Source organism: Hallella bergensis DSM 17361 (assembly GCF_000160535.1).
GTDB lineage: Bacteria > Bacteroidota > Bacteroidia > Bacteroidales > Bacteroidaceae > Prevotella > Prevotella bergensis.
In genome coordinates this window covers 614882-638690 of the sequence record NZ_GG704781.1, presented here as the reverse complement: position 1 = coordinate 638690, position 23809 = coordinate 614882, and the positions used below count along the sequence as shown (strand labels likewise).

Below are 23809 nucleotides of genomic sequence, written 5' to 3'. Positions count from 1 at the left end.
TTTGATATCCAAACAGGAATAAAGTTGGTATCTTTGCAATTCCAGCTTTTAGTATTGAAAAGGATAACTATGGAAGAAAAGAATTTTAAATATACCGACGAACATTTTGCAGATATACAGATGTTGCGTTACCAACTGAATGGTTTTGACAAGCTGTCGTTGGGACAAAAGAAATACATTTACTATTTATCACAGGCCGCATTGGCCGGTAGGGACATCACGACCGATCAGTTTGGCAAATACAACCTTGTTATTCGCAAGGTGTTGGAAGTCTTATACACTGCGTATCAAGGCGACCGAACGTCTGATGATTACAAGGCCATGGTCGTGTATCTCAAGCGATTGTGGTTTTCCAACGGTATATATCATCATTATGGATGCGAGAAATTCGAGCCAGGCTTCAGCAAAGCATGGTTTTGCAAGGCGGTAGAATCCCTTAGTACCGAACAATTGCCGCTCGAATATGCTTCGTCCGATGATATGCTCGATGAAATATGTCCGGTGATTTTCGATCCCGACTTTTTGTCTAAGCGTGTCAACCAGAACGATGGCGATGACCTTGTGCTGACCTCGGCATGCAATTTTTACGAGGGCGTGACCCAGCAAGAGGCACAGCATTTCTATGCACAAAAGAAAGACCCCGAGCTTGGAGACAGGCAACCGTCATGGGGCCTCAACTCCAAGCTGGTTAGCAGAGACGGACGAATTTCCGAGGTGGTCTATTCTGCCAAAGGACTTTATGGTCGTGAGATTTCAGAGATTATATCTTGGTTGAAAATGGCTCGGGAAGAATGTGAGAATCCGCAGCAGGAGAAGGTGCTGGACTTACTGATAGAATATTATCAAACCGGAGACTTGAAAGTTTTCGATCGATATTCCATTGAGTGGTTGAAAGAGCAGGAGGGACAGGTGGATTTTATCAATGGATTCATTGAGGTCTACGGTGACCCGCTTGGACTCAAGGGCTCGTGGGAGGGCTTGGTGGAATACAAGGATCTTGTTGCCACGCGTCGCACACAGCTCGTTTCGCAAAATGCGCAGTGGTTCGAGGACCATTCGCCCGTCGACCCACGTTTCCGCAAGCCTCATGTAACCGGTGTCACAGCCACCGTGATTTGTGCGGCGATGCTTGGCGGTGATATGTACCCTGCCTCAGCCATTGGCGTCAATTTGCCTAATGCCGACTGGATACGAGCACAATATGGCTCCAAGAGCATCACGATAGGTAATCTTACTGAGGCCTACAAGAAAACTGCGCATGGCAATGGGTTTGACGAAGAGTTTGTCATCGATGAGGATACGCGGGCGCTGATCGACCGATATGGTGACTTGTGTGATGATCTCCACACCGACTTGCATGAATGCTTGGGACATGGCAGTGGCCAACTTTTGCCTGGCGTGGCGCCAGATGCACTGAAGTCGTATGCCAGTACCAATGAGGAAGCCCGTGCTGATCTGTTCGGTTTGTATTATCTCGCCGACCCAAAGCTGGTGGAATTAGGCCTCTTGCCCGATGCCGATGCTTACAAAAGCCAGTATTACCACTATATGATGAACGGTCTGATGACACAATTGGTGCGTATCAGACCAGGCCATCAAATTGAAGAGTCGCACATGCGCAACCGTGCACTGATTGCTCATTGGTGTCTTGAACAAGGTGACCATGTGGTGGAGTTGGTGAAGAGGGGAGACAAGACCTACGTTCAAATCAATGACTATGTTGCCCTACAGCAACTGTTCGGACAGCTGTTGAGCGAGGTTCAACGCATCAAGAGCGAGGGAGATCTTGAGGGTGCACGCCGATTGGTGGAACGTTATGCAGTGAGGGTGGATGCCGACTTGCATGCTGAGGTGCTTGCTCGATATGAAAAATTGAACATTGCACCCTACAAGGGCTTTATTAACCCATGGATGAAGCCTGTGGTCAATGCCTGTGGCGAGATTGTGGATGTCACTCTTGACTACACTGAAAGCTATGATCACCAGATGCTTCGCTATTCCAGGGAATTTGGCAGGTCATTCATTCATCATTCACAATCTTGAAGATATAGAGCCGTAGCAGCAAATGACAGAGGAAACAAGCACAAGAATAAGACAAATCAAGCAAGAGTTTCGCTTGATGATGAACGGTGAGGCATCTCGTTCCATGCGTGAAAAAGGCTTGGACTATCACCTCAACTGGGGTGTCTCGTTTATGGATTTGAAGAAGATGGCTGGTGAAATAGGACAGGACTATGAACTGGCCATTGAGTTGTGGAAAGAGAATATTCGAGAATGTAAGATTCTTGCCACGCTTCTCATGCCACCCGACGAGATGCCGATTGAGGTAGCACGGATATGGATGGAACAAACGCACTCGCAAGAGATGGCCGAAATGCAGGCTTTCAATCTCTACCAGCATGTGCCCTATGCCCCGGTCCTTGCCTATCAGTGGATGGCGCAGGAACGTGATGTTGAGCAGATTTGTGCCTATAACATTCTGAGTCGTCTTTTTATGAGAGGACAGGAGCCAAATGAGCGAGGAATCCACGAATTTATAGATCAGGCTGTTACGGCCATGCAGTCGGGTTCGGCCGGTGTTACCCATGCCGCCATGAATGCCGTGTCGCGTTTTGCCGAACTTGGCATCATGTATGAACGTATGGCCAAATCGGCACTTGCCCGACAGGGACTGAACTGGCTGTAGCATACCAATTGACCTTGGTGTTTCTCCAGATGTTTAAAATCTACGTCAGGCGAAAGCGACAATCTGGCTTGGTTGTTTCCCACGAATTCACAGTCTCAAGCACGAGAGGCTTTTCTCATCAAATGAACTATAATCACAAAATCAAGAAATGAATAAAAAACTTTTTTTAGCTGCTGGTATCGTAGGTATGCTGGCAACGGGCTGTGCAGGCATTGGAGGCGGAACCAAGGGTGGTTCCTCGTCTTCTTCGACACCTTCTCATACGGGTAATGTGTTGGGAGAAATCCTGGGAGCGGTAACCAATGGCGAGGCTTTGGGAAATGTGTTGAACAGTGTCATCGGAAGAGACAAACTGTCGCAGGAGGAACTCTGCGGTACGTGGAGGTATGATGGACCGGGTTGTGCTTTTACCTCGGAAAGTGCCTTGGCTAAGGCTGGTGGTGAGGTGGCGGCCACCCGGATCGAGGAAAAACTGGAACCGGAATATGCTAAACTCGGCCTAAACGCCAACAACACCTTTATCACCTTCAAACAGGACGGTACTTTTGTGTCCAAAATCGATGGCAAGAGATGGAGCGGAAACTACACCTATGACCCTCAAACCAGTGCTTTAACCCTGCGCGGATTACTCTTCAGCCTCAATGGGTTTGCTACTCGAAATGGGTTCGGAATCAGTGTACTGTTTGAGTCAAGAAAACTTCTGTCTCTCATACAGACCATTGCGGCCTTCAGTGGCAACACCACCTTGAATTCAATTGGAGAAATTAGCAAAAACTATGATGGAGTAAGGCTGGGTTTCGACATGAAGAAATAGCTGCAGAGGAGCTGCTTGTTGTCAAGAAAACTTCACTAAAAACAGACCATTTGATTTTCTCGTTTTAGAAACAAGATGTCACTGTTTGGATGGGAACAGTTTTGATTTTTATCCTGAAAGCTCAGATAGAAATGCGATTGCGGCTTAGTGACAGTGCGGTTAAGGCCTATCCGAACTGCCACGAAAGTCTAACCATGAAGCGATTAGGGCTTAGACGTGTTGCGATTAAGCCTTTGACGCATGGGCAAAATTAGGGCTTTATAATCCCATTTTTGTTCTTTGACTTGTAACTCTCAGTCAGAGAGAACGTTGTGAAACTATTGATTTTTTCACGAATTTTCGGTTCTGACTTGTTCGTTTTTAAATTCTTGCTGTATTTGAGGCCATTTGTCAATAAATTTAGAGGAATTTATTCTATTGTTGTTCGTATTTTCGTTCTGAATATTAATTCCAAGGTCAACTTTTCTGACAGTGTGAAAATAAGCTATTATAGGATGTTCTTGTTTTAAAAGTTTTTAAATCAACGAGATGCAGAGGCTTTTTAATATACTTTAGTAAGTATCTTTTTCTGCTCTTAAGATAAAATTGTATTTTTGCGCTTAAATTGAACATAAGTTAAAAAGCAAATATTATGGCAGAATCAGTAGATATTCGTGAATTAAACGCCAGAATAGAGCAGCAGAGCGGTTTTGTGACCCAATTGACGACCGGAATGAACCGTGTCATTGTGGGTCAAAAACATTTGATTGACATGTTGCTTATTTCTCTCCTCAGTGATGGACATATACTCCTGGAGGGTGTGCCTGGACTGGCTAAAACATTGGCAATCAAAACTTTGTCACAACTTGTCGATGCTGATTTCAGTCGTATACAGTTTACGCCCGACTTGCTTCCTGCAGATGTCATCGGAACGATGATTTATTCGCAGAAAGACGAGAAGTTCCAAGTTAAAAAGGGACCGGTGTTTGCAAACTTTGTATTGGCCGACGAAATCAACCGTGCCCCTGCGAAGGTGCAAAGCGCATTGCTCGAAGCCATGCAGGAGCATCAGGTGACCATCGGTGAGAGCACGTTTGTGCTGCCAGAACCTTTCTTGGTGATGGCGACGCAGAACCCTATCGAACAGGAGGGTACCTATCAGTTGCCCGAGGCTCAGGTTGACCGTTTCATGCTGAAGGTGGTTATCAACTATCCAACACTCGAAGAGGAAAAGCTCATCATTCGCGAAAACCTTGCAGGCAGCATGCCTGTCGTGACACCTGTAACTTCGGCCCAGGAAATATTGAAAGCGCGTGAGGTGGTGGGGCAGGTCTACATTGACGAGAAGATAGAGCGGTATATTGCCGACATTGTGTTTGCCTCACGATACCCTGACCGTTATGACTTGGCAGAGCTGAAGGATCTGATAACCTTTGGTGGCAGTCCGCGTGCCAGTATCAACCTGGCCAAGGCATCGCGCGCATACGCATTTATCAAGCATCGTGGTTATGTGGTTCCGGAGGATGTGCGTGCCATTGTACACGATGTACTGCGCCACCGCATCGGTTTGAGTTATGAAGCTGAGGCTGCCAACGTGACCAGTGAGGAAATTGTGAGCAAAATCGTGAACAAGATAGAGGTGCCTTAACCGAAAGACACCCCGATTGAGATAAAATGGAAACAAGCGAGATTTTAAAAAAAGTTAGGAAGATTGAGATCAAGACCCGTGGGTTGAGTCGCAATATCTTCGCCGGACAATACCACTCGGCTTTCAAAGGTCGGGGAATGGCCTTTTCGGAGGTCAGGGAATATCAGTTTGGCGACGATGTGCGCGATATCGACTGGAACGTGACGGCTCGTTTTCATCATCCCTACGTTAAGGTCTTCGAGGAGGAACGGGAACTCACCGTGATGCTCCTGATTGATGTTTCCGGCTCTTTAGATTTTGGCACGAACACACAGATGAAGCGTGATATGGCAGCGGAGATAGCAGCCACTATTGCCTTTTCGGCCATTCAGAACAACGACAAGATCGGTGTGATATTCTTTTCTGACCAAATCGAAAAATATATTCCACCCAAGAAGGGTCGCAAGCACATTCTCTACATCATTCGCGAGATGCTGCATTTTCGTCCGGTAAGCAATAAGACCGACGTTGGAATGGCTACGGCTTACCTCACAAGGGTGATGAAACGACGTTGCACATCGTTTGTTATCAGCGACTTCTACGACAGAAGGGATTTCTCCAGAGAGTTGGAAATAGCCAATCGCAAGCATGACCTGATGGCAATACAGGTATATGATCCGCGAGCCAGAATGCTGCCCGATGTGGGACTGATGAAGGTGCGTGACGCGGAGACGGGACATGAGATGGTGATCGACACATCGAGTGCGAAGTTACGTCGGGCGCATACGCGCCATTGGATGGAGCGTGAAGCCGAACTGAAACAGATGTTCTCCCGTAGCCAGGTGGACTGGACATCAATCGCCACGAACGAGGATTTCGTCAAGTCGCTGATGCTGCTATTCAAGCAGCGTACTTAGACTATCCTCTAAAATTCAAGATAAGCAAAATGAAAAAAAACATACGCAACGCATTGATGCTGCTTTTCCTTCTGAGCACAGCGACTGTCAGAGCACAGGTCGTGGTGGAGCAGACTGTCGATTCAGTGGGCATACTCATTGGCGAACAGGCACATCTGCGGCTCGGGGTGACCATGCCGAAGGGCGCAAGCCTGCAATGGCCTGAGCTAAAGGCGACTCAGTATGTTGTACCCGGAGTAGAGGTGGTGAGCATTGCCGATGGCGATACGGCAAAGGCCGATAATAACCAAGTGAAGATTGAAAGAACATACACCATTACTTCGTTTGATGAAAACCTCTATGCCATACCTGCCCTGACTGTGAAGGTGGACGGCAAGCCCTACAAAGGAGGTACGGCTGCGCTCAAGGTGATTACCATGGATGTGGACACGTTGCACCCCAATCAGTTCTTTCCGCCCAAAGACGTGCAGGCCAATCCATTCCTGTGGTCGGAGTGGAGCCCATGGTTCTGGTTGTCGTTGCTCGTGCTGTTATTGGCTTTGCTGGCATATTACCTCATTGTCCGACTTCGGGAGAATAAGCCCATCATCACCCGAATACGAATCGTGAAACATATTCCGCCCCATCAGCGTGCGTTGAATGCGATTGATAAAATCAAGGCTGAGCACTTGCAGACAAGCGAGGATCAGAAGACCTACTATACGCGGCTCACTGACACACTGCGCCAATATATTCGGGAACGATTCGGTTTCAATGCTTTGGAGATGACTTCTTCAGAGATAATCGAGCGCTTGCAAACGATGGGTGACCGCAGAATGCTTGACGAACTCACGGAACTGTTCAACACGGCAGACCTTGTGAAGTTTGCCAAATATTCCACGCTGGTCAATGAGAACGACTTGAACCTTGTAAATGCTGTCAACTTTATTGACAGCACGAAGGTTGAAGGTCAGCCCACGGAGGAGAAAATCGTACCGAAATTGTCGGATGATGACAAGCGCAAGCAACAGAGTCGTAAGACCATCAAGGGAATGCTTTGGGCGCTTGGCGTACTTATTCTCGGTCTGTTGGCATACATTGTATATAATGTGTACTTGCTGATGACCTAACGTACGGCGAATGGTTGCCGATGGATTAAAAGAAACAGATGTAAATGGAATTTGCAAATAAGGAATATTTCCTGTTACTCTTACTGCTCGTCCCTTACGTGTTGTGGTATTTCCTCTACCGTAAGCGCAGTGAGCCAACGATGCGCATGAGCGACACCTTTGCTTACCAAGCAGCGCCGAAAAGCTGGCGTGTTAGGCTGTTGTCGGTGCCGATGTTGCTCCGCTGCCTCACGTTTGTGCTGATCGTGTGCGCCTTGGCGCGTCCGCAGACACACAACTCGTGGGATAACAGGACTGTGGAGGGTATCGATATCATGCTGGCTATGGATGTGTCGACTTCAATGTTGGCCGAAGATTTGAAGCCCAACCGGCTGGAGGCTGCCAAGGATGTGGCCTCGGAGTTTGTTTCCGGACGTCCCAGTGACAATATCGGCCTGACTATTTTTGCTGGTGAATCGTTTACACAATGTCCCCTGACAATAGACCATGGCTCGTTGCTGAATCTGCTCAACAACGTGCGGACCGATATCGCTGCACGTGGACTTATTCAGGATGGAACGGCAGTGGGTATGGGACTGGCTAATGCCGTTTCGCGCCTGAAAGGGTCGAAGGCCAAGAGCAAGGTGGTGATTCTGCTGACTGATGGCAGCAACAACATGGGCGACATTTCACCGTTGACCGCTGCACAGATCGCACGTTCGCTCGGTATACGCGTTTATACTATAGGTGTGGGAACCAACAAGGTGGCTCCTTATCCTATGCCGGTGGCTGGTGGAGTCCAATATGTGAATATGCCGGTGGAGATAGATACCAAGACTTTGAGTGACATCGCTGCCATAACTGAGGGAAACTTCTATCGTGCAACGAACAATCGCGAATTGAAACAAATCTATCGAGACATCGATAAACTGGAGAAAACCAAGATGAATGTTACCAAGTTCTCCAAACGATATGAGGCATTCCAACCGTTTGCCATAGCTGCCGTGATTTGTTTGCTGTTGGAATTATTGCTTAGAAACACGATTCTGCGTCGTATTCCTTAGCGGGGAGATGATGCAAAATGAAGTGTAGCATGAGAAAAAGATATGGATATGCTGAGATTTGATGCTCCTATATATTTATGGCTGTTGCTGATCATACCGCTGTTGGCGTTGATTAGACTGCTCGTCGCCCGTCGTCAGAAAAGGAGACTGAGAAGGTTTGGAGATCCCGTATTACTGAAAGAGCTGATGCCTGACGTCTCAAGGTTCCGCCCATTGGTGAAGTTTGGACTACTCCTGACAGCCTTGGCCGTACTCACTCTGATGTTGGCGCGACCACAGATGGGTACGAAGATTTCTCACGAGAAGCGTGATGGGATCGAGGCTATCATCTGTATGGATGTCTCCAATTCGATGAAAGCTGAAGATGTGGCACCCAGTCGATTGGACAAGAGCAAAATGCTCGTGGAGAGTATGACGGAGCACTTTACCAACGACAAGTTGGGACTGGTGGTATTTGCAGGTGATGCCTTTGTGCAGCTCCCCATTACCAGTGACTATGTTTCGGCCAAAATGTTTTTACAAAATATTGACCCGTCACTTGTGTCGACGCAGGGAACTGATATTGCCAGAGCCATCACGGTAGGTATGCGCAGCTTCACTCAGCAGGAAAAAGTGGGGCGGGCCATTATTGTGATTACCGATGGAGAAGACCATGAGGGTGGAGCCATGGAGGCAGCAAAAGAGGCCAGAAAGCGTGGTATCAATGTCTTTATCCTTGGAGTGGGAAGCACGAAGGGTGCGCCGATACCCACGGGCAATGGCGGATATATGACTGATGCCACGGGACAAACCGTGATGTCGGCACTGAATGAGGAAATGTGTAAGGAGGTGGCCAAGGCCGGCAGTGGCACATACATCCATGTGGACAACACCTCGGATGCTCAAGAGCAGTTGAACGATGAGCTGACCAAGCTGCAGAAAGGCGAAACCAGTTCGGTTATCTACAGTGAATATAATGAGCAGTTTCAGGCTTTCGGCATTCTGGCCATACTCCTTCTGATAGCAGAAATATGTGTGATGGAGGCGCGGAATCCACTGTTGAGGAACGTACGACTGTTTAAAAAGAAGTAGAAATCGCAATGAAGATACGAAAATACATACTGACTGTACTTGTTCTGACGCTTTTCTCCCAGGTTGTGAATGCTCAGACCGACCGGCAATTCATTCGCAATGGCAATAAGCTGTACCATCAGCAGGAGTATGCGAAAGCTGAGACGGAATACCGAAAGGCCTTGGGACGGAACGGGAGTAATGCACAGGCCATGTACAACTTGGGCTGTGCGCTGATGTCGCAGCAGAAGGATTCGGCTGCCATCGTTCAGTTCGAACACGCCGGTAAGCGTGAGTCGGCGGCTAAACGCAAAGCTATGGCCTATCACAACATTGGCGTTATTTGTCAGAAACACAGAATGTACAATGAGGCCATCGAAGCTTATAAGGAGAGCCTTCGTAATCATCCGGAAGATCATGAGACCCGGTATAATCTCGCACTGTGTAAGCGTCTGGCTAAAAATCAGCCGGACAACAAGGATAAGAAGAACAACAAAAACGACAAAGACAAGAATAAAAAGGATAAGGAAAAACAGAAACAAAAACAGAATCCTGACCAAAACAAGCAGGATAAACAGAATCAGCAACCTGAAAAACAGATGAGTAAGGATAATGCAGAACAGTTGCTGAACTATGCAATTCAAGAAGAAAAGGCAACGCAGCGACGCATGAAGCAGCAACAGCAACAGCCACAGCGACGTCGACTGCAAAAGAATTGGTAAATCAAAATTAATGACACGTAACACGTTACATATATTTTTCTTATGGCTTTGCCTGTTTGGAGGAATACTTCCCTTGCAGGCACAGATTAAAGTATCCGTACCCTCACGCGTCGCCACTGGCGAAAACTTCCGCCTGTCGTACACAATCAATACGCAGGATGTGGACGATTTCCGAGCAGGCAACATCCCCAACGGCCTGGAAGTCATAGCCGGCCCCTACACCTCTCAGCAATCGAGCTACCAAATGGTGAACGGACACACGAGCAGTTCATCGTCTATTACGTTCACTTATACATTATATGCTGACAAGCCCGGCACCTATACCATTCCAGCTGCAAAGGCGAAAATCAATGGGAATAGCGTGTCATCTCGTTCTGTTAAGGTGACAGTCTCAGGAAAGGCACAGTCCAATGGCAGCGGAATGCCACAGATGCATCAGGACGACAACGAAGGAAGCCAGATGCGTGCAGCTGGTTCGAGGATATCCGGAAAAGACCTATTCATCAAAGTTTCAGCTAATAAGCGCCGTGTGCATGAGCAGGAACCGGTGTTGCTCACCTACAAGGTCTATACTCTTGTAGACCTTACTCAACTGGAAGGAAAAATGCCCGACTTGACGGGATTCCATACGCAGGAAGTGCCGTTGCCACAGCAGAAGAGTTTCAAGATTGAGCGAGTGAACGGCCAACCCTATCGAACCGTGACTTGGAGCCAATACGTGATGTATCCGCAAATGGCGGGAAATCTTAAAGTTCCTGCCATCACTTTTAAGGGTATTGTGGTGCAACAGAATCGTGCGGTAGACCCTTTCGAAGCATTTTTCAACGGTGGTTCGGGTTATGTTGAGGTTAAGCGCGAAATACAAGCACCGGGACTGACGATACAAGTAGACCCCCTGCCTACCAAACCTGCTAACTTTTCGGGCGGCGTGGGTAGGTTCAATATCTCGTCTCAACTGAGCAATACAGAAGTCAAGGCAGGCGAACCGATCACCATGCGCATTGTAATCGGAGGAACAGGAAACCTGAAGTTAGTGAAACTTCCGGAGATCAACCTTCCCAAAAACTTTGACAAGTATGATCCGAAAGTAACCGATAAGACAAAGCTTACGGCCAATGGCGTGGAGGGAAACATGGTTTATGACGTTCTCTTTGTGCCTCGCTCACAGGGAAAGTATACCATTCCTGCGGTAGAATTTGTGTATTTCGACGTGAAGAGTAATGGTTACAAGACCATTCGTACGAAACCGATAGATATTAAAGTAGACAAGGGTAGCGGTCGCAATTCAAGTTCGAATTACAACACACCTCGTGATAATGATATACGAAATATTAAGTTGGGTGCTGTCAGTCGCTATGGTACGAACATGCATTTTGTGGGCAGTGCCATATATTGGACGGCTCTATTGTTGCCGTTATTGGTTTTTGTCATCCTGCTGATAGTTTTCCGAAAACGTGCTAAACTCCATGCTGATGTCACCAATATGCGGCGAAAGAGAGCGGATAAGATAGCCCGCAAACGTCTAAGGAAGGCCAACCAACTGATGCAGCAAGGCAAGGGTGAGGCATTCTACGATGAGGTTTTACATGCCCTTTGGGACTATGTTGGATATAAACTCAATATGCCGGTCGAAAAACTTTCGCGTGAAAACATTGCCGATGCGTTTACGTTGTACGGAGTTAATCAGGAAGTCATCGATAAGTTTCTGTCAGCTCTTGATACCTGCGAGTACGAACGTTATGCTCCGGGCGATCCAGCCGGCAACATGGAGAAGACCTATGACACGGCTGCAGAAGTGATCAGTGAAATTGAAGGCGTAATGAAAAGGAGTCGTAAGCTATGATAGGATACCATTTTAATATAAACAGAGATTCGGCGACAAGCATTCTCCTACTGATATTTATGTTGCTTTGTACACCCGGATCCTCCATGGCTGTAACAAAACGAGATGCTGATATGGCCTACAGAAGGGGCGATTACCAGCATGCAATAGCAAGTTATCAAAATCTGTTGAAGCAGCGAAAATCTGCCGACATCTATTATAACCTTGGGAACGCCTACTATCGTTCAGACAGTATTACAATGGCTATACTGGCTTACGAACGGGCTTCCTTGTTGTCGCCGGGTGATAAGGACATCAGGTACAACTTGCAGTTTGCCCGTTCAAAAACCATCGACAAACTCACGTCGGATAGTGAAGTGGTATTCACAACATGGTATCGAAGTTTGGTTAATTTTACGACGGCAGATATTTGGGCACTGATCAGTATTGTGTCCATCATTCTTGCTTTCATTCATTTGCTTGTTTACTTTTTCGTTCCTCAGCTTGTTTGGCGCAAGGTTGGGTTTTTCGGCGGAGTACTGTTCATTCTTGTCTTTGCCTTATCCACACTCTTCGCATGGAGCCAGCATAAGGCTTTGGCCGAGGGAAAAGGAGCAATCATTATGGCACCATCGGTGAATGTGAAGAGTACACCGGTGCAAAACAGTGAGGATTCATTTATCCTGCACGAGGGAACACGCGTTGATGTTACCGACAGTAGCATGAAAACCTGGCGAGGAATCCGCTTGCCGGACGGACGGGAAGGATGGATGCCAGCCTCGCAGTTGGAGATGATTTAACACTATTATTTTCGTGTAATGACATTAGAAAGTCTGATAGACCTTGACCAAGCTCTCTTGTTGTGGTTCAACGGCAGTGACTCTTTGTTTTTGGATCGCTTCGTTGAGATGCTCACCTGGGGATTCACATGGACACCTCTTTATGTGGCTCTGTTTTATCTCGTTGTTAAAAATAACGAGACCATGTTGCAGATAGGTCTTGTGATGGTGTGTGCCGGATTATGTATCCTGCTTGCCACTGGTATGGCCGAGGGCATCATCAAACCTTTGATAGCCCGACCGAGACCATCATTGGACCCATATCTTAAATACACGGTGAATGTAGTGGACAACCATCGGGAATCCGGCTTCAGTTTTTTCTCGGCTCATGCAGCTAACACCATGTCGCTGGCAGTCTTTGTCAGTCTCTTGGTGCGCAACAAGTTCTTTAGTGTGGTTATGGTCGTTTGGTCTTTGCTGAATTGCTGGACCCGACTGTATCTTGGAGTACACTATCCGATCGATATACTCTGTGGCATCGTATGGGGCATCATATCAGGTCTTGTCAGCTATTGGGCATTCTATAAATTCTATTTCAAAGTAAGTCCTAAAATCAATTATATCTCCTCACAATACACGCCAACCGGCTATTCTACAACAGATATTGACGTTGTGATGGCTGTCATTGCCTTGATATTGGCGGTGGCTATGCTGCTCTCGTTGTCAGTGTCTTGACTTTAGGAATGATACATTTTTTTCGATTATGAATACAAAAAACATTCACATCTCTGATTATAATTACGAACTTGCCGATGAGCGTATCGCCAAGTTCCCCTTGACCCAACGCGATCACAGTAAATTACTGCTTTATAACAAGGGCAAGGTATCTGATGACGTGTTCTACAACTTGCCCAACTATCTGCCTGAGGGAGCACTTTTGGTTTGCAACAATACCCGTGTCATCCAAGCGCGCATGCATTTCCGCAAGGAGACAGGTGCCCTTATCGAGGTATTTCTGATGGAACCGGCTCTACCTGCCGACTACGAACAGATGTTTCAAAGCACGGGGCGGTGCAGCTGGCTCTGTATGGTCGGGAATCTGAAAAAATGGAAAGAGGGGACGCTTGAACGTGATTTTCAGATCAAGGGACATCGCCTGACTCTCACTGCCTCGATGGATCGCGACAGAACCCAGGAACAAAGCGGTGGCACCAACTATTGGATAGACTTCGTTTGGGATAACAGTGAGGTTAATTTTGCCGACATACTGGAAACCGTTGGCGAACTGCCCATCCCCCCCTATCTGAACCGTGAGGCGCAGGAGAGTGACAAAACTACTTATCAAACGGTTTATTCCAAGATTAACGGCAGCGTTGCCGCCCCCACGGCCGGATTACATTTCACTGATGAGGTGCTTCAGGCCATTGATGCCAAGGGTATCACGCGTGACGAGGTAACGTTGCATGTGGGTGCGGGAACGTTTAGACCTGTCAAGTCGGAAACAATCGACGGACACAGCATGCACACCGAGTATGTGGTGATTCACCGTCATACGCTCCAACGACTGCTGGAACATGACTGCCAAGCCATAGCCGTAGGTACAACGAGCGTACGCACACTTGAAAGCCTGTATTACATGGGTGTGAAGCTCTCCCAATGTTCCGACCTGACCGAAGACCAGTTGCACGTGAATCAATGGGAGCCTTATGATTTGCCTCATGATGCTGAAGGGCTCGTACTTGTTGAGGACAAGGCTGTAACGGTAAGGAGTGCCATTCAGAATCTTTTGGATTATCTTGATCGTGACAACCTCGACACGCTACACTCCAGCACACAGATCATCATTGCGCCAGGCTACACCTACAAGATTGTCAAGATGCTGATCACCAACTTTCACCAGCCCCAAAGCACACTGTTGTTGCTGGTGAGTGCTTTTCTGAAAGGCGACTGGCGCAAAGTTTACGATTATGCTCTCGCCAATGATTTCCGCTTCTTGAGTTATGGGGACTCAAGTCTTTTGATACCGTAGGCATATGGGGGTCGGCAGAGTAGGGAGAGTGGGAGATGGCCACAAATCAGATTGGTTCCACGACAGGCAGTGAAAAAGCTACCTTCACTTGACAAGACACTGACCACTCCGACCCCTTGAATTTCTCATTTAACATATAGACAATGAAAATAGGAGACAAAGTAAAATTCCTCAATGAAATTGGCGGTGGTATCATAGCCGGGTTTCAAGGGAAAAATATTGTGTTGGTGGAAGACGAGGACGGCTTCCAGATACCGATAAGCATCAATGAAGTCGTCTTGGATCAAGCCAACAACTACAACACATCGCGTGTGGCAAAGACCAATATAAACAAGTTTGGATCAAAACCAAACAATGCTTTCGAGAATCCGGAGAGCCGTTCGGTCAAAGCATTGTTACGTGAAGGACAGGACGAGGACGTTGATATGTCGGTGGCAGATGTCATCGACGACACCAAAGAAGTTACTTTCAGGGCGAAGCCCCGGGAGCGTAAGGGTGGTAACCAGTTGTCTGCTTACCTGGCATTCGTGCCTGTTTCGGCGGGAGGGGATGACGTCTCACGCTACGAGATGTACTTTGTAAACGACAGTAACTACTACATGCGTTTCGCTTGTTCCAAACGTACTGACAATCGATGGGAGCTCCAATCTGATGGCGAAGCTGAACCCAATGCCAAGCAGTTTTTAGGAAAATTCACCCGGGAAGAGGCGGCAGGACTTGGAAAGCTGGCCGTACAGATGATGGCTTATAAGCGCGATGGAGCTTTTGATTTGAAGCCATCGGCAGATGTACTGTTGCGAATCGACCCCCAGAGATTTTACAAGGTTCACACATTCAAGACCAATCCGTTTTTTGAAACAGCATCAATCCTATTCACCATTGTCGAAAACGACAAGGTTGACCGCCCCCGTGACATTGATGCCGAAAAGCTTAAAAATAGCATGTTTAAGGCAGCCGAGGAAGAGAAGACTGACCGGCAGTCCCTCTCTAAGAATCAACGCGAGCAGCTTGTAAGACGTTATGCTGACGACCAGCGCAAAGGAGGTCGGCGGAAAGCCCCCTATATGCACCACAAGGATTCCGACGACACTGTGGTTGTAGACCTTCATGCCGGACAGATACTCGACACCACTATGGGAATGGAGGCTGGTGATATATTGGAATATCAGCTTCAAGTTTTTCGCGACACCCTCGAAAAGTTGTCAGGCAAGAAAGGACAGAGGGTCGTGTTCATCCATGGCAAGGGCGAGGGCGTTTTGCGACGCGCCATCATCAGCGAACTTACCTATAGGTACAAGCCGTACACCTATCAGGATGCCTCGTTCCAAGAATACGGGTATGGAGCCACGATGGTGACGATTAAATAACATTCAAAACAGTGCACAACTCTAATTTGTATCAATATGAACTACGGATTTATTAAGGTAGCCAGTGCCATTCCTACTGTCCAAGTGGCCGATTGCAGGCAGAATATTATAGGGATAGAGTCTCTCATAGCCCAAGCTGAGGGCAGGGGAGTGGAAATAATTGTGTTCCCGGAGCTGTGCATCACAGGCTATACTTGTCAGGACCTCTTCAGGCAGCAGCCGTTGCTTGATGCGGCAGAAAACAGTATGATGCACCTGCTCGACTTCTCCCGCCAGCTTGACATTATCTCTATTGTTGGACTGCCTATCGTCGCGGGCGACCTTCTGCTCAACTGTGCTGTGGTTCTCCAAAAGGGTCGCATCCTGGGCGTCGTTCCTAAGACTTATCTTCCCAACTACGGCGAATTTTATGAAAAGCGATGGTTTGCATCTTCGCAGGATCTGCGGCCCACAACGCTGCGTTTCGCCGGTTGTACGATTGAAGTATCCTCCCGTCCGCAGCTTTTCCGCACATGTGATGGAGCCGTATTCGGCGTGGAACTGTGCGAGGACGTATGGGCTCCGACGCCACCCAGCAACGGTCTGGCTTTGGCTGGAGCCGACCTTATCTTCAACCTCTCGGCCAGTGATGAGCTGACTGGCAAGCATGCCTACCTCAAGAAACTGATTGCTCAACAAAGTGCACGCACCATCACCGGATATGTGTACAGCAGTGCCGGATATGGTGAGAGCACACAGGATTTGGTCTATGGGGGCAATGCACTGATTTACGAGGACGGTGTATTGCTGGCGGAGAGCGATCGTTTTGCCATGACCAGTCAGATGCAAGTGGCTCAAATTGACATTGACCGGTTGCGCAGTGACAGACGTAACAATACGACGTTTATCAATGCCCAACGTGTCATGCTCGGTGAACAGGCAGAGTTTATTGACACAGAAATCATTCAGACACGAGACTTCAAGCTGGAGCGCGATGTAGACCCGCATCCGTTCATCCCGGCAGCGTCCAATATGCAGGAGACGTGCGACGAGATACTGAACATTCAGGTCATGGCGCTGGCCAAACGAATAACCCATACCCAAACGAAGACATTGATCATAGGGGTCAGTGGTGGGTTGGATTCCACGATGGCTCTCTTGGTGTGTGCAAGGACTTATGACAAACTGAAAAAAGACCGCAAAGATATCATTGGAGTCACCATGCCCGGGTTCGGTACGACAGACCGTACCTATACCAATGCCATTGCACTGATGAAAAGTTTAGGCATCACAATCCGTGAGATCAACATATCCCAAAGCATCATGCAGCATTTCGAAGATATTGGTCACGACCCCAATGTGCACGATGTGACCTACGAAAATGCACAGGCTCGCGAGCGAACACAGATACTCATGGATCTGGCTAACCAGCTTCATGGTATGGTAATCGGTACTGGCGACCTGTCTGAATTGGCCTTGGGCTGGGCCACCTATAATGGCGATCACATGTCGATGTATGCTGTGAATACCTCGATACCCAAAACGCTGATGCAGTTCTTGGTGAGGCATGTGGCAACGGAGATGGACGAGGCTGTGGCTGCAACCTTGCTCGACATTGTCGACACACCGATTTCGCCTGAACTTATACCAGCTGACGAGGAGGGAGCGATCAAGCAAAAGACCGAAGATTTAGTGGGGCCATACGAGTTGCACGACTTTTTCCTGTACTATTTTTTGCGTTATGGCTTTGGTCCCCGTAAGATTTTCATTCTGGCACAAAAAGCTTTTGCTAACACCTCTGCCGAACGTACTGTAGGAAACTATGACGACGAGACCATTATCCATTGGCTTCAAGTGTTCTGCCGACGATTCTTTAGTCAGCAGTTTAAGCGTTCTTGCTTGCCTGATGGCCCCAAAGTGGGGTCGGTGAGCCTTAGTCCGCGCGGCGATTGGCGCATGCCGTCAGATGCTGTTTCGTCGCTTTGGTTGCGCGAGGTCGAGTCTCTCGGCAGTTAGAATACTGTCCGATTTGATCGTGCAAACATTTTTTCTCTGGTGTATTACGCCCGTCATACAAGCGTATGTCGAATGTCATCCAAGTGTATTGCGGACGCCAAGCACCTGTATACCGGGCGTGATACGTCAAGAAATAAACAATCTGTTACGAGTTCACATGTCATTTGTAATGGACAGCGACGCTAATTCGCCCTTAAAATAAATTAAAAACAAGAATTAGGTTGACAAATGTTTTGCTGTTTTAGAAAATATTTGTAATTTTGCACACTGTTTGGAATAAGTATCAAAATTGAAATCAAAAACAAAGAATAGCAATGTCTAAGATTTGTCAGATCACAGGAAAGAGGGCACAGATAGGTTGTAATGTGTCTCACTCAAAGCGCCATACAAAGCGGAGCTTTGATGTTAACCTATTCAGCAAGAAGTTCTACTATGTAGAAGAGGGTTGCTGGATTTCGCTCAAGATCAGTGCTGCTGGTCTCCGTCTTATCAACAAGGTAGGTCTTGATGCTGCTTTAAAGCAGGCAGTTGCCAAAGGATATTGCGACTGGAAAGACATTAAAGTAATAGGAGAATAATCACCATGGCAAAATCTAAAGGTAATAGAGTGCAGGTTATATTGGAATGCACCGAGATGAAAAATTCCGGTCTTCCCGGCGAAAGCCGTTATGTAACCACAAAGAATCGCAAGAACACTCCGGGACGTCTTGAGCTGATGAAGTATAATCCACTCCTGAAGAAGATGACGCTCCACAAGGAGATCAAGTAATCTTGCATAATCATTAAACGAAGGTAAACAATGGCAAAGAAAGCGGTCGCTACCCTCCATGAAGGATCAATGGACGGACGTGCGTATACAAAGGTTATTAAAATGGTAAAGAGCCCCAAGACCGGTGCTTATGTTTTTGACGAGCACATGGTTCCCAATGAGGCAGTTAAGGATTTCTTCAAGAAATAAGATTATCTATTATAAAGAATAAAGTCGCAGGCTTATGCTTGCGACTTTTTTTATTTCATATTTTAAAGACATCATGCAAGAATGCTGTTCTTGCTCAGATCGTGATTTCTCCGGCAAGTGACTTGTTCATCATGTTCCGGATAACCTGTGGATCATTATAATTTGCAAAGAGAAACATGAGTTTAGTAACGGCTGCCTCTACTGTAGAGTCATAGCCAGACACAACACCTATTTGTTTAAGTTGGCAACCTGTGTCGTAACGTCCCATCTCCACAGACCCTGCCACGCATTGGCTGATGTTCACAATGACGATGCCGCGCATGGCAGCTTCCTTGAGCATGTGCATGAGCCATGGTGACTGTGGAGCATTTCCGCTGCCAAACGTTCTCATGATAATGCCGCGCATCTCTTTGGCTTGTAACACATTGTTTATAATATGTTCTTGCACGCCTGGAAATAAGCTGAAGATGACGACGTTGGGGTTCATGGTTAAATGAGGAACCATGGGTTTGTCAAAATCCGGTTTGAGGATATGGTGTTCGTTGAATATAAAATCAACACCAGCTTCGCAAAGATGCGGGTAGTTAAAGGATTCGAATGCATGAAAACCGTCAGCATTCATTTTAGTGGAGCGGTTCCCTCGAATTAACTGTCCGCTGAAATATATACACACTTCAGGTACTCGGGCAAACCCTCGCTTGTCTTTGAGCGAAGCCAACTCAATGCTTGTAATAAGATTCTCTTTTCCGTCAGTTCGAAGCAGGCCTATTGGGAGTTGTGAACCGGTTAAAATGACCGGTTTGGTCAGGTTTTCCAACATAAACGACAGCGCAGATGCAGTATAGGCCATGGTGTCGGTTCCGTGTAAAATCACAAAGCCGTCGTACTGTTCATAGTTGCGTGAAATGATGCGAACAAGCTGGGCCCATTTTTCAGGGGCCACATCACTTGAGTCTATAGGTGGGGTGAATTGATAGACATCAATGTCTGTCTTGATGAGTTTAAATTCGGGCATAGATGCCACCAAGTGATTGAAATCCAAAGGCTCAAGAGCATTTGTAAAGGGATTCTTACCCATTCCTATTGTGCCTCCAGTATAGATAAGTAGTACTTTGTTCATCCGTGCCTATATATTTTATGCAAATATAGTTAAAACTCTTGACGTTTCAAACATATTATGCTAAATTTGCAGTAACAATCTAAAAGATAAACAAAACAAATCAAGATTATGAAACAGTTCATGGACGAAAACTTCCTGCTTGATACACCAACTGCGCAGGACTTGTATCACAATCATGCTGCTAAAATGCCAATTATCGATTATCATTGTCATTTAATTCCGGAAATGGTTGCAAACGACCACCAATTCCGCAGCATCACTGAATTGTGGTTGGGTGGAGATCATTACAAATGGCGTGCTATGCGCACAAATGGTGTAGCAGAAAAGTATTGCACAGGTTCAGATACCAGTGATTGGGAGAAGTTTGAGAAATGGGCCGAGACGGTACCTTATACATATCGAAACCCACTGTATCACTGGACACACTTGGAGTTGAAGACGGCGTTTGGCATTGATAAATTATTATCTCCCAAAACAGCTCGTGAGATTTATGATGAATGCAACGAAAAGCTGAAGTTGCCGGAATATCGTGCACGTGGCCTGATGCGTAGGTATAATGTAGAATGTGTCTGTACAACAGACGATCCTATTGACGATCTACGCTGGCATAAATCTACCCGGGAGAGTGGCTTTGAAATCAAGATGATTCCTGCCTGGCGTCCCGATAAGGCCATGAACATAGAAAAGCCAGACTTTGCTGACTACATGAAGAAATTAGGAGAAGTCAGTGGGGTAGAGGTGGATAGCTACGAGAGTATGATGGATGCTTTGAAAAAGCGTCATGAGTTCTTCGCAGCCAATGGTTGCAAACTTTCTGACCACGGCGTAGAGGAGTTTTATGACGACCCCTATACCGACTCGCAGATTGAAACTCTATTCTCGAAGGCTCTGCGAGGCATGCGACTTTCTTTAGAGGAGATTCGCCAGTACAAGCATGCGTTCCTGAGAGACTGTGCGATTATGGATGCGGAAGCCGGGTGGACACAGCAATTCCATTATGGTGCTTTAAGGGATAACAACACGTTGATGTATAATCAACTGGGTGCAGACACCGGGTTCGACTCCATTGGCGAGTTTAACACAGCGCGTGCCATGAGCAATTTCCTCAACGAGCTGAATATGGAGAATAAATTAACCCGTACGATTATATACACGCTGAACCCTTGTGCCAATGAGGTGATTGCAACAATGCTTGGCAATTTTCAGGATGGCTCTGAACCAGGAAAAATTCAGTTTGGTTCAGGCTGGTGGTTCAACGACCAACTTGATGGCATGACTCGGCAGATGAATGCCTTGTCTGTGCTGGGTTTGCTGTCTCGGTTTGTAGGAATGCTGACAGACAGCCGGTCTTTCCTGAGCTATCCTCGTCATGAATATTTCCGTCGTCTGTTATGCAACCTTCTTGGTAACGATGTGGAAAATGGGCTGTTACCCAATGATAAGGAGAGTTTGGCTCGTATGGTAGAGGATATTTCCTACAACAATGCAAAGAGATATTTTAAATTCTATGAATAGTCGGTGACAGTTTTCATCGATAGTCATACATTTCAATATTCAAGCCCTGTCAAAGCAGGGCTTGAATCGTATAATATGGTATTTGTTTTTCTTGATTTCTACCATATCATATAATGCTCTCTAATTTCATAATGGCATTTTATCTTCGTAAGAGTAATTGGCATGTTATTTGCTTAACAGTGGGTATAATAACAGAATACAAATTATTTAAAATGAAGACAGGTAATATCGGGGTTACAACAGAGAACATTTTCCCCGTCATCAAAAAGTTTCTCTATTCCGACCACGAGATATTTTTGCGTGAGATGATATCGAACGCCGTAGATGCTACTCAGAAACTCAAAACGCTTGCCCAGAAAGGTGATTTCAAGGGCGATGTGGGTGATACCACCGTGCGCGTCACGCTTGATGCCAATGCCAAGACGCTCACGATTTCAGACCGAGGCATCGGTATGACGGCTGAGGAGATAGACAAGTATATTAATCAAATTGCCTTCTCGGGAGTAACTGATTTCCTTGACAAATACAAAGACGAAGCCAATGCTATCATCGGCCATTTCGGCTTGGGCTTCTATTCCAGCTTTATGGTTTCCGATCGTGTGGATATTATCACCAAAAGTTGCCAAGAGGGCTCTCAAGCCGTGAAGTGGAGTTGCGACGGATCGCCTTCATACACATTAGAAGAGGTGGAGAAAGCTGATCGCGGTACCGATATTGTACTTCACATCTCTGACGACTGTAAGGAATTTCTGGATAAGACCCGCATAGAGACTCTGCTCAACAAGTATTGCAAATTCATGTCAGTGCCAATAGCCTTTGGCAAAAAGACCGAGTGGAAGGACGGTAAGCAGGTAGAAACAGAAGAGGATAACATCATCAATAATGCGGAACCGCTGTGGACCAAAACTCCATCGAGCCTGAAGGATGAAGACTACAAGAACTTCTATCGCACACTCTATCCCATGCAGGATGAGCCATTATTCTGGATCCACCTCAACGTGGATTTCCCGTTCCATCTTACGGGTATACTTTATTTCCCGCGTATCCATAACAATATCGACCTGCAACGCAACAAGATACAACTTTATTGCAACCAGGTGTTTGTCACCGACCAGGTGGAGGGAATCGTGCCCGACTTCCTCACGCTGTTGCATGGTGTGATCGATTCTCCGGATATCCCGTTGAATGTGAGTCGTAGCTATCTGCAAAGCGATGCCAATGTAAAAAAGATATCCACTTATATCACCAAGAAGGTAGCCGATCGTCTGCAGCAGATCTTCAAGGCCGACCGTAAGGATTATGAACAAAAGTGGGACGATCTAAAGGTGTTCATCAACTACGGAATGCTCTCTCAGGAGGACTTCTACGATCGTGCTAAGGACTTTGCCCTGTTTAAAGATGTAGACGGGAATTACTCGACTTTTGAGGAGTACCGAACTTTGATTAAGAGCGAGCAGACTGATAAGAATGGTGACTTGATATATCTCTATGCCACCAACAAGGATGACCAGTATGCCTATATTTCAAGTGCGCAGAACAAGGGTTACAGTGTGCTATTATTCGATGGACAACTGGATGTTCCGATGGTGAACATGCTGGAGCAGAAATTGGAAAAGAGCCGTTTCATGCGTGTAGACGGCGATATTATAGATCGACTCATTGTAAAAGATGACGACAGAAAGTTAACCATAGAGGAAGCCGACCGTGACATTTTGACAGAGATATTTCGTTCTCAGATGCCTGTTGTTGATAAGGCAACTTTCAATGTCGACGTAGAGGCGTTGGGTGAGTCAGGCACTCCGGTGGTGATTACCCAAAGCGAATACATGCGACGGATGAAAGAAATGAGCCAGTTTCAGCCTGGTATGAATTTCTACGGACAGATGCCGGACAGCTATACCGTGGTGTTAAACGCTGATCATCCATTGGTTAAGAATGTCCTTGATGACAGCAACAAGTCTACTGCCGAGAGTCTAAAACCGGTGAATAGCGAGATGAAAGGCATACAAGCGCGGCTGTCCGCACTGCGCCAAGGTCAGGATAAGAAGAAGCCGGAGGAGGTAACACAAGAAGAGAAGGACGACTTGAAGAATACTGAAAAGGCTCTCAGTGAACAAAAGGACAAGCGAAATACCATATTGTCTGACTACGCCAAGGGTAACAGTATAGTACATCAACTGATAGATTTGGCTTTGTTACAAAACGGCATGCTGAAAGGCGAGGCACTCGATAATTTTCTGAAACGGAGTGTAGATTTGATTAAATAAGTATCGGCTT

Annotated in this window: 21 protein-coding genes; 20 read left to right on the top strand and 1 reads right to left on the bottom strand. The window is 46.8% G+C overall.

The window, feature by feature from the left end; translation table 11 throughout:
• Positions 1-69: 69 nt before the first annotated feature.
• From HMPREF0645_RS06605 to HMPREF0645_RS13335, 18 genes are all read left to right on the top strand, one after another.
• On the top strand, positions 70-2043 hold the full coding sequence (locus tag HMPREF0645_RS06605) for a dipeptidyl-peptidase 3 family protein (RefSeq protein WP_044123349.1): 1974 nt from the start codon (positions 70-72) through the stop codon (positions 2041-2043).
• A gap of 22 nt (positions 2044-2065) precedes the next feature.
• On the top strand, positions 2066-2686 hold the full coding sequence (locus tag HMPREF0645_RS06600) for a DNA alkylation repair protein (RefSeq protein WP_007174148.1): 621 nt from the start codon (positions 2066-2068) through the stop codon (positions 2684-2686).
• Positions 2687-2834: 148 nt separating this feature from the next.
• Positions 2835-3500: a DUF4923 family protein gene (locus HMPREF0645_RS06595; RefSeq protein ID WP_007174147.1), complete on the top strand. Its 666-nt coding sequence runs from the start codon at positions 2835-2837 to the stop codon at positions 3498-3500.
• Positions 3501-4131: 631 nt separating this feature from the next.
• Positions 4132-5127 (top strand): AAA family ATPase, encoded by a 996-nt coding sequence (locus HMPREF0645_RS06590; protein WP_007174146.1) that lies wholly within the window; start codon positions 4132-4134, stop codon positions 5125-5127.
• Between the two features lie 26 nt (positions 5128-5153).
• Complete coding sequence (locus HMPREF0645_RS06585; RefSeq protein WP_007174145.1) at positions 5154-6023, top strand: DUF58 domain-containing protein; 870 nt, start codon at positions 5154-5156, stop codon at positions 6021-6023.
• Positions 6024-6052: 29 nt separating this feature from the next.
• The gene (locus tag HMPREF0645_RS06580; RefSeq protein WP_007174144.1) at positions 6053-7132 is read left to right on the top strand and encodes a hypothetical protein; all 1080 of its coding nucleotides are present in this window, start codon (positions 6053-6055) and stop codon (positions 7130-7132) included.
• A 44-nt stretch (positions 7133-7176) separates the two neighbouring features.
• Positions 7177-8175: a vWA domain-containing protein gene (locus HMPREF0645_RS06575; RefSeq protein ID WP_007174143.1), complete on the top strand. Its 999-nt coding sequence runs from the start codon at positions 7177-7179 to the stop codon at positions 8173-8175.
• Positions 8176-8223: 48 nt separating this feature from the next.
• On the top strand, positions 8224-9246 hold the full coding sequence (locus HMPREF0645_RS06570; protein ID WP_044123446.1) for a VWA domain-containing protein: 1023 nt from the start codon (positions 8224-8226) through the stop codon (positions 9244-9246).
• 8 nt (positions 9247-9254) lie between these two features.
• Entirely contained in the window at positions 9255-9947 is a 693-nt protein-coding gene (locus HMPREF0645_RS06565; RefSeq protein ID WP_007174141.1) for a tetratricopeptide repeat protein, read from the top strand.
• Between the two features lie 10 nt (positions 9948-9957).
• The gene (locus tag HMPREF0645_RS06560; RefSeq protein ID WP_007174140.1) at positions 9958-11790 is read left to right on the top strand and encodes a BatD family protein; all 1833 of its coding nucleotides are present in this window, start codon (positions 9958-9960) and stop codon (positions 11788-11790) included.
• An 86-nt stretch (positions 11791-11876) separates the two neighbouring features.
• On the top strand, positions 11877-12569 hold the full coding sequence (locus tag HMPREF0645_RS14370) for a tetratricopeptide repeat protein (RefSeq protein WP_336433166.1): 693 nt from the start codon (positions 11877-11879) through the stop codon (positions 12567-12569).
• A gap of 18 nt (positions 12570-12587) precedes the next feature.
• A complete protein-coding gene (locus HMPREF0645_RS06550; protein WP_007174138.1) occupies positions 12588-13283 on the top strand; it encodes a phosphatase PAP2 family protein in 696 nt (231 codons plus the stop codon).
• Between the two features lie 28 nt (positions 13284-13311).
• On the top strand, positions 13312-14577 hold the full coding sequence (locus tag HMPREF0645_RS06545; RefSeq protein WP_007174137.1) for an S-adenosylmethionine:tRNA ribosyltransferase-isomerase: 1266 nt from the start codon (positions 13312-13314) through the stop codon (positions 14575-14577).
• 143 nt (positions 14578-14720) lie between these two features.
• The gene (locus HMPREF0645_RS06540) at positions 14721-15944 is read left to right on the top strand and encodes a DUF2027 domain-containing protein (protein ID WP_007174136.1); all 1224 of its coding nucleotides are present in this window, start codon (positions 14721-14723) and stop codon (positions 15942-15944) included.
• 36 nt (positions 15945-15980) lie between these two features.
• Positions 15981-17939, top strand: coding sequence for an NAD(+) synthase (locus tag HMPREF0645_RS06535; RefSeq protein WP_007174135.1), 1959 nt, complete (start codon positions 15981-15983; stop codon positions 17937-17939).
• Between the two features lie 314 nt (positions 17940-18253).
• Entirely contained in the window at positions 18254-18517 is a 264-nt protein-coding gene (gene rpmB, locus HMPREF0645_RS06530; protein ID WP_007174134.1) for a 50S ribosomal protein L28, read from the top strand.
• Positions 18518-18522: 5 nt separating this feature from the next.
• On the top strand, positions 18523-18708 hold the full coding sequence (rpmG, locus tag HMPREF0645_RS06525; protein ID WP_007174133.1) for a 50S ribosomal protein L33: 186 nt from the start codon (positions 18523-18525) through the stop codon (positions 18706-18708).
• Positions 18709-18738: 30 nt separating this feature from the next.
• On the top strand, positions 18739-18897 hold the full coding sequence (locus HMPREF0645_RS13335) for a DUF4295 domain-containing protein (protein ID WP_007174132.1): 159 nt from the start codon (positions 18739-18741) through the stop codon (positions 18895-18897).
• 94 nt (positions 18898-18991) lie between these two features.
• On the opposite strand, the gene HMPREF0645_RS06520 is transcribed toward HMPREF0645_RS13335, so the two are convergent.
• Complete coding sequence (locus tag HMPREF0645_RS06520; RefSeq protein WP_007174131.1) at positions 18992-20017, bottom strand: asparaginase; 1026 nt, start codon at positions 20015-20017, stop codon at positions 18992-18994.
• Positions 20018-20125: 108 nt separating this feature from the next.
• On the opposite strand from HMPREF0645_RS06520, the gene uxaC reads away from it, so the two are divergent.
• A complete protein-coding gene (gene uxaC, locus HMPREF0645_RS06515; protein ID WP_007174130.1) occupies positions 20126-21532 on the top strand; it encodes a glucuronate isomerase in 1407 nt (468 codons plus the stop codon).
• A gap of 212 nt (positions 21533-21744) precedes the next feature.
• On the top strand, positions 21745-23799 hold the full coding sequence (gene htpG / locus HMPREF0645_RS06510; RefSeq protein WP_044123348.1) for a molecular chaperone HtpG: 2055 nt from the start codon (positions 21745-21747) through the stop codon (positions 23797-23799).
• The last annotated feature ends 10 nt before the right edge of the window (positions 23800-23809 follow it).

Bases quoted from the DNA above. Each gene is read 5' to 3' on its own strand.
- HMPREF0645_RS06535 (WP_007174135.1), top strand. From the start codon at position 15,981: ATGAACTACGGATTTATTAAGGTAGCCAGTGCCATTCCTACTGTCCAA.
- HMPREF0645_RS06605 (WP_044123349.1), top strand. From the start codon at position 70: ATGGAAGAAAAGAATTTTAAATATACCGACGAACATTTTGCAGATATA.
- rpmB (WP_007174134.1), top strand. From the start codon at position 18,254: ATGTCTAAGATTTGTCAGATCACAGGAAAGAGGGCACAGATAGGTTGT.
- HMPREF0645_RS06550 (WP_007174138.1), top strand. From the start codon at position 12,588: ATGACATTAGAAAGTCTGATAGACCTTGACCAAGCTCTCTTGTTGTGG.
- HMPREF0645_RS06600 (WP_007174148.1), top strand. From the start codon at position 2,066: ATGACAGAGGAAACAAGCACAAGAATAAGACAAATCAAGCAAGAGTTT.
- HMPREF0645_RS13335 (WP_007174132.1), top strand. From the start codon at position 18,739: ATGGCAAAGAAAGCGGTCGCTACCCTCCATGAAGGATCAATGGACGGA.
- uxaC (WP_007174130.1), top strand. From the start codon at position 20,126: ATGAAACAGTTCATGGACGAAAACTTCCTGCTTGATACACCAACTGCG.
- HMPREF0645_RS06575 (WP_007174143.1), top strand. From the start codon at position 7,177: ATGGAATTTGCAAATAAGGAATATTTCCTGTTACTCTTACTGCTCGTC.
- HMPREF0645_RS06545 (WP_007174137.1), top strand. From the start codon at position 13,312: ATGAATACAAAAAACATTCACATCTCTGATTATAATTACGAACTTGCC.
- HMPREF0645_RS06565 (WP_007174141.1), top strand. From the start codon at position 9,255: ATGAAGATACGAAAATACATACTGACTGTACTTGTTCTGACGCTTTTC.
- HMPREF0645_RS06570 (WP_044123446.1), top strand. From the start codon at position 8,224: ATGCTGAGATTTGATGCTCCTATATATTTATGGCTGTTGCTGATCATA.
- HMPREF0645_RS06540 (WP_007174136.1), top strand. From the start codon at position 14,721: ATGAAAATAGGAGACAAAGTAAAATTCCTCAATGAAATTGGCGGTGGT.
- HMPREF0645_RS14370 (WP_336433166.1), top strand. From the start codon at position 11,877: ATGGCTGTAACAAAACGAGATGCTGATATGGCCTACAGAAGGGGCGAT.
- HMPREF0645_RS06585 (WP_007174145.1), top strand. From the start codon at position 5,154: ATGGAAACAAGCGAGATTTTAAAAAAAGTTAGGAAGATTGAGATCAAG.
- HMPREF0645_RS06520 (WP_007174131.1), bottom strand. From the start codon at position 20,017: ATGAACAAAGTACTACTTATCTATACTGGAGGCACAATAGGAATGGGT.
- HMPREF0645_RS06580 (WP_007174144.1), top strand. From the start codon at position 6,053: ATGAAAAAAAACATACGCAACGCATTGATGCTGCTTTTCCTTCTGAGC.
- HMPREF0645_RS06595 (WP_007174147.1), top strand. From the start codon at position 2,835: ATGAATAAAAAACTTTTTTTAGCTGCTGGTATCGTAGGTATGCTGGCA.
- htpG (WP_044123348.1), top strand. From the start codon at position 21,745: ATGAAGACAGGTAATATCGGGGTTACAACAGAGAACATTTTCCCCGTC.
- HMPREF0645_RS06590 (WP_007174146.1), top strand. From the start codon at position 4,132: ATGGCAGAATCAGTAGATATTCGTGAATTAAACGCCAGAATAGAGCAG.
- HMPREF0645_RS06560 (WP_007174140.1), top strand. From the start codon at position 9,958: ATGACACGTAACACGTTACATATATTTTTCTTATGGCTTTGCCTGTTT.
- rpmG (WP_007174133.1), top strand. From the start codon at position 18,523: ATGGCAAAATCTAAAGGTAATAGAGTGCAGGTTATATTGGAATGCACC.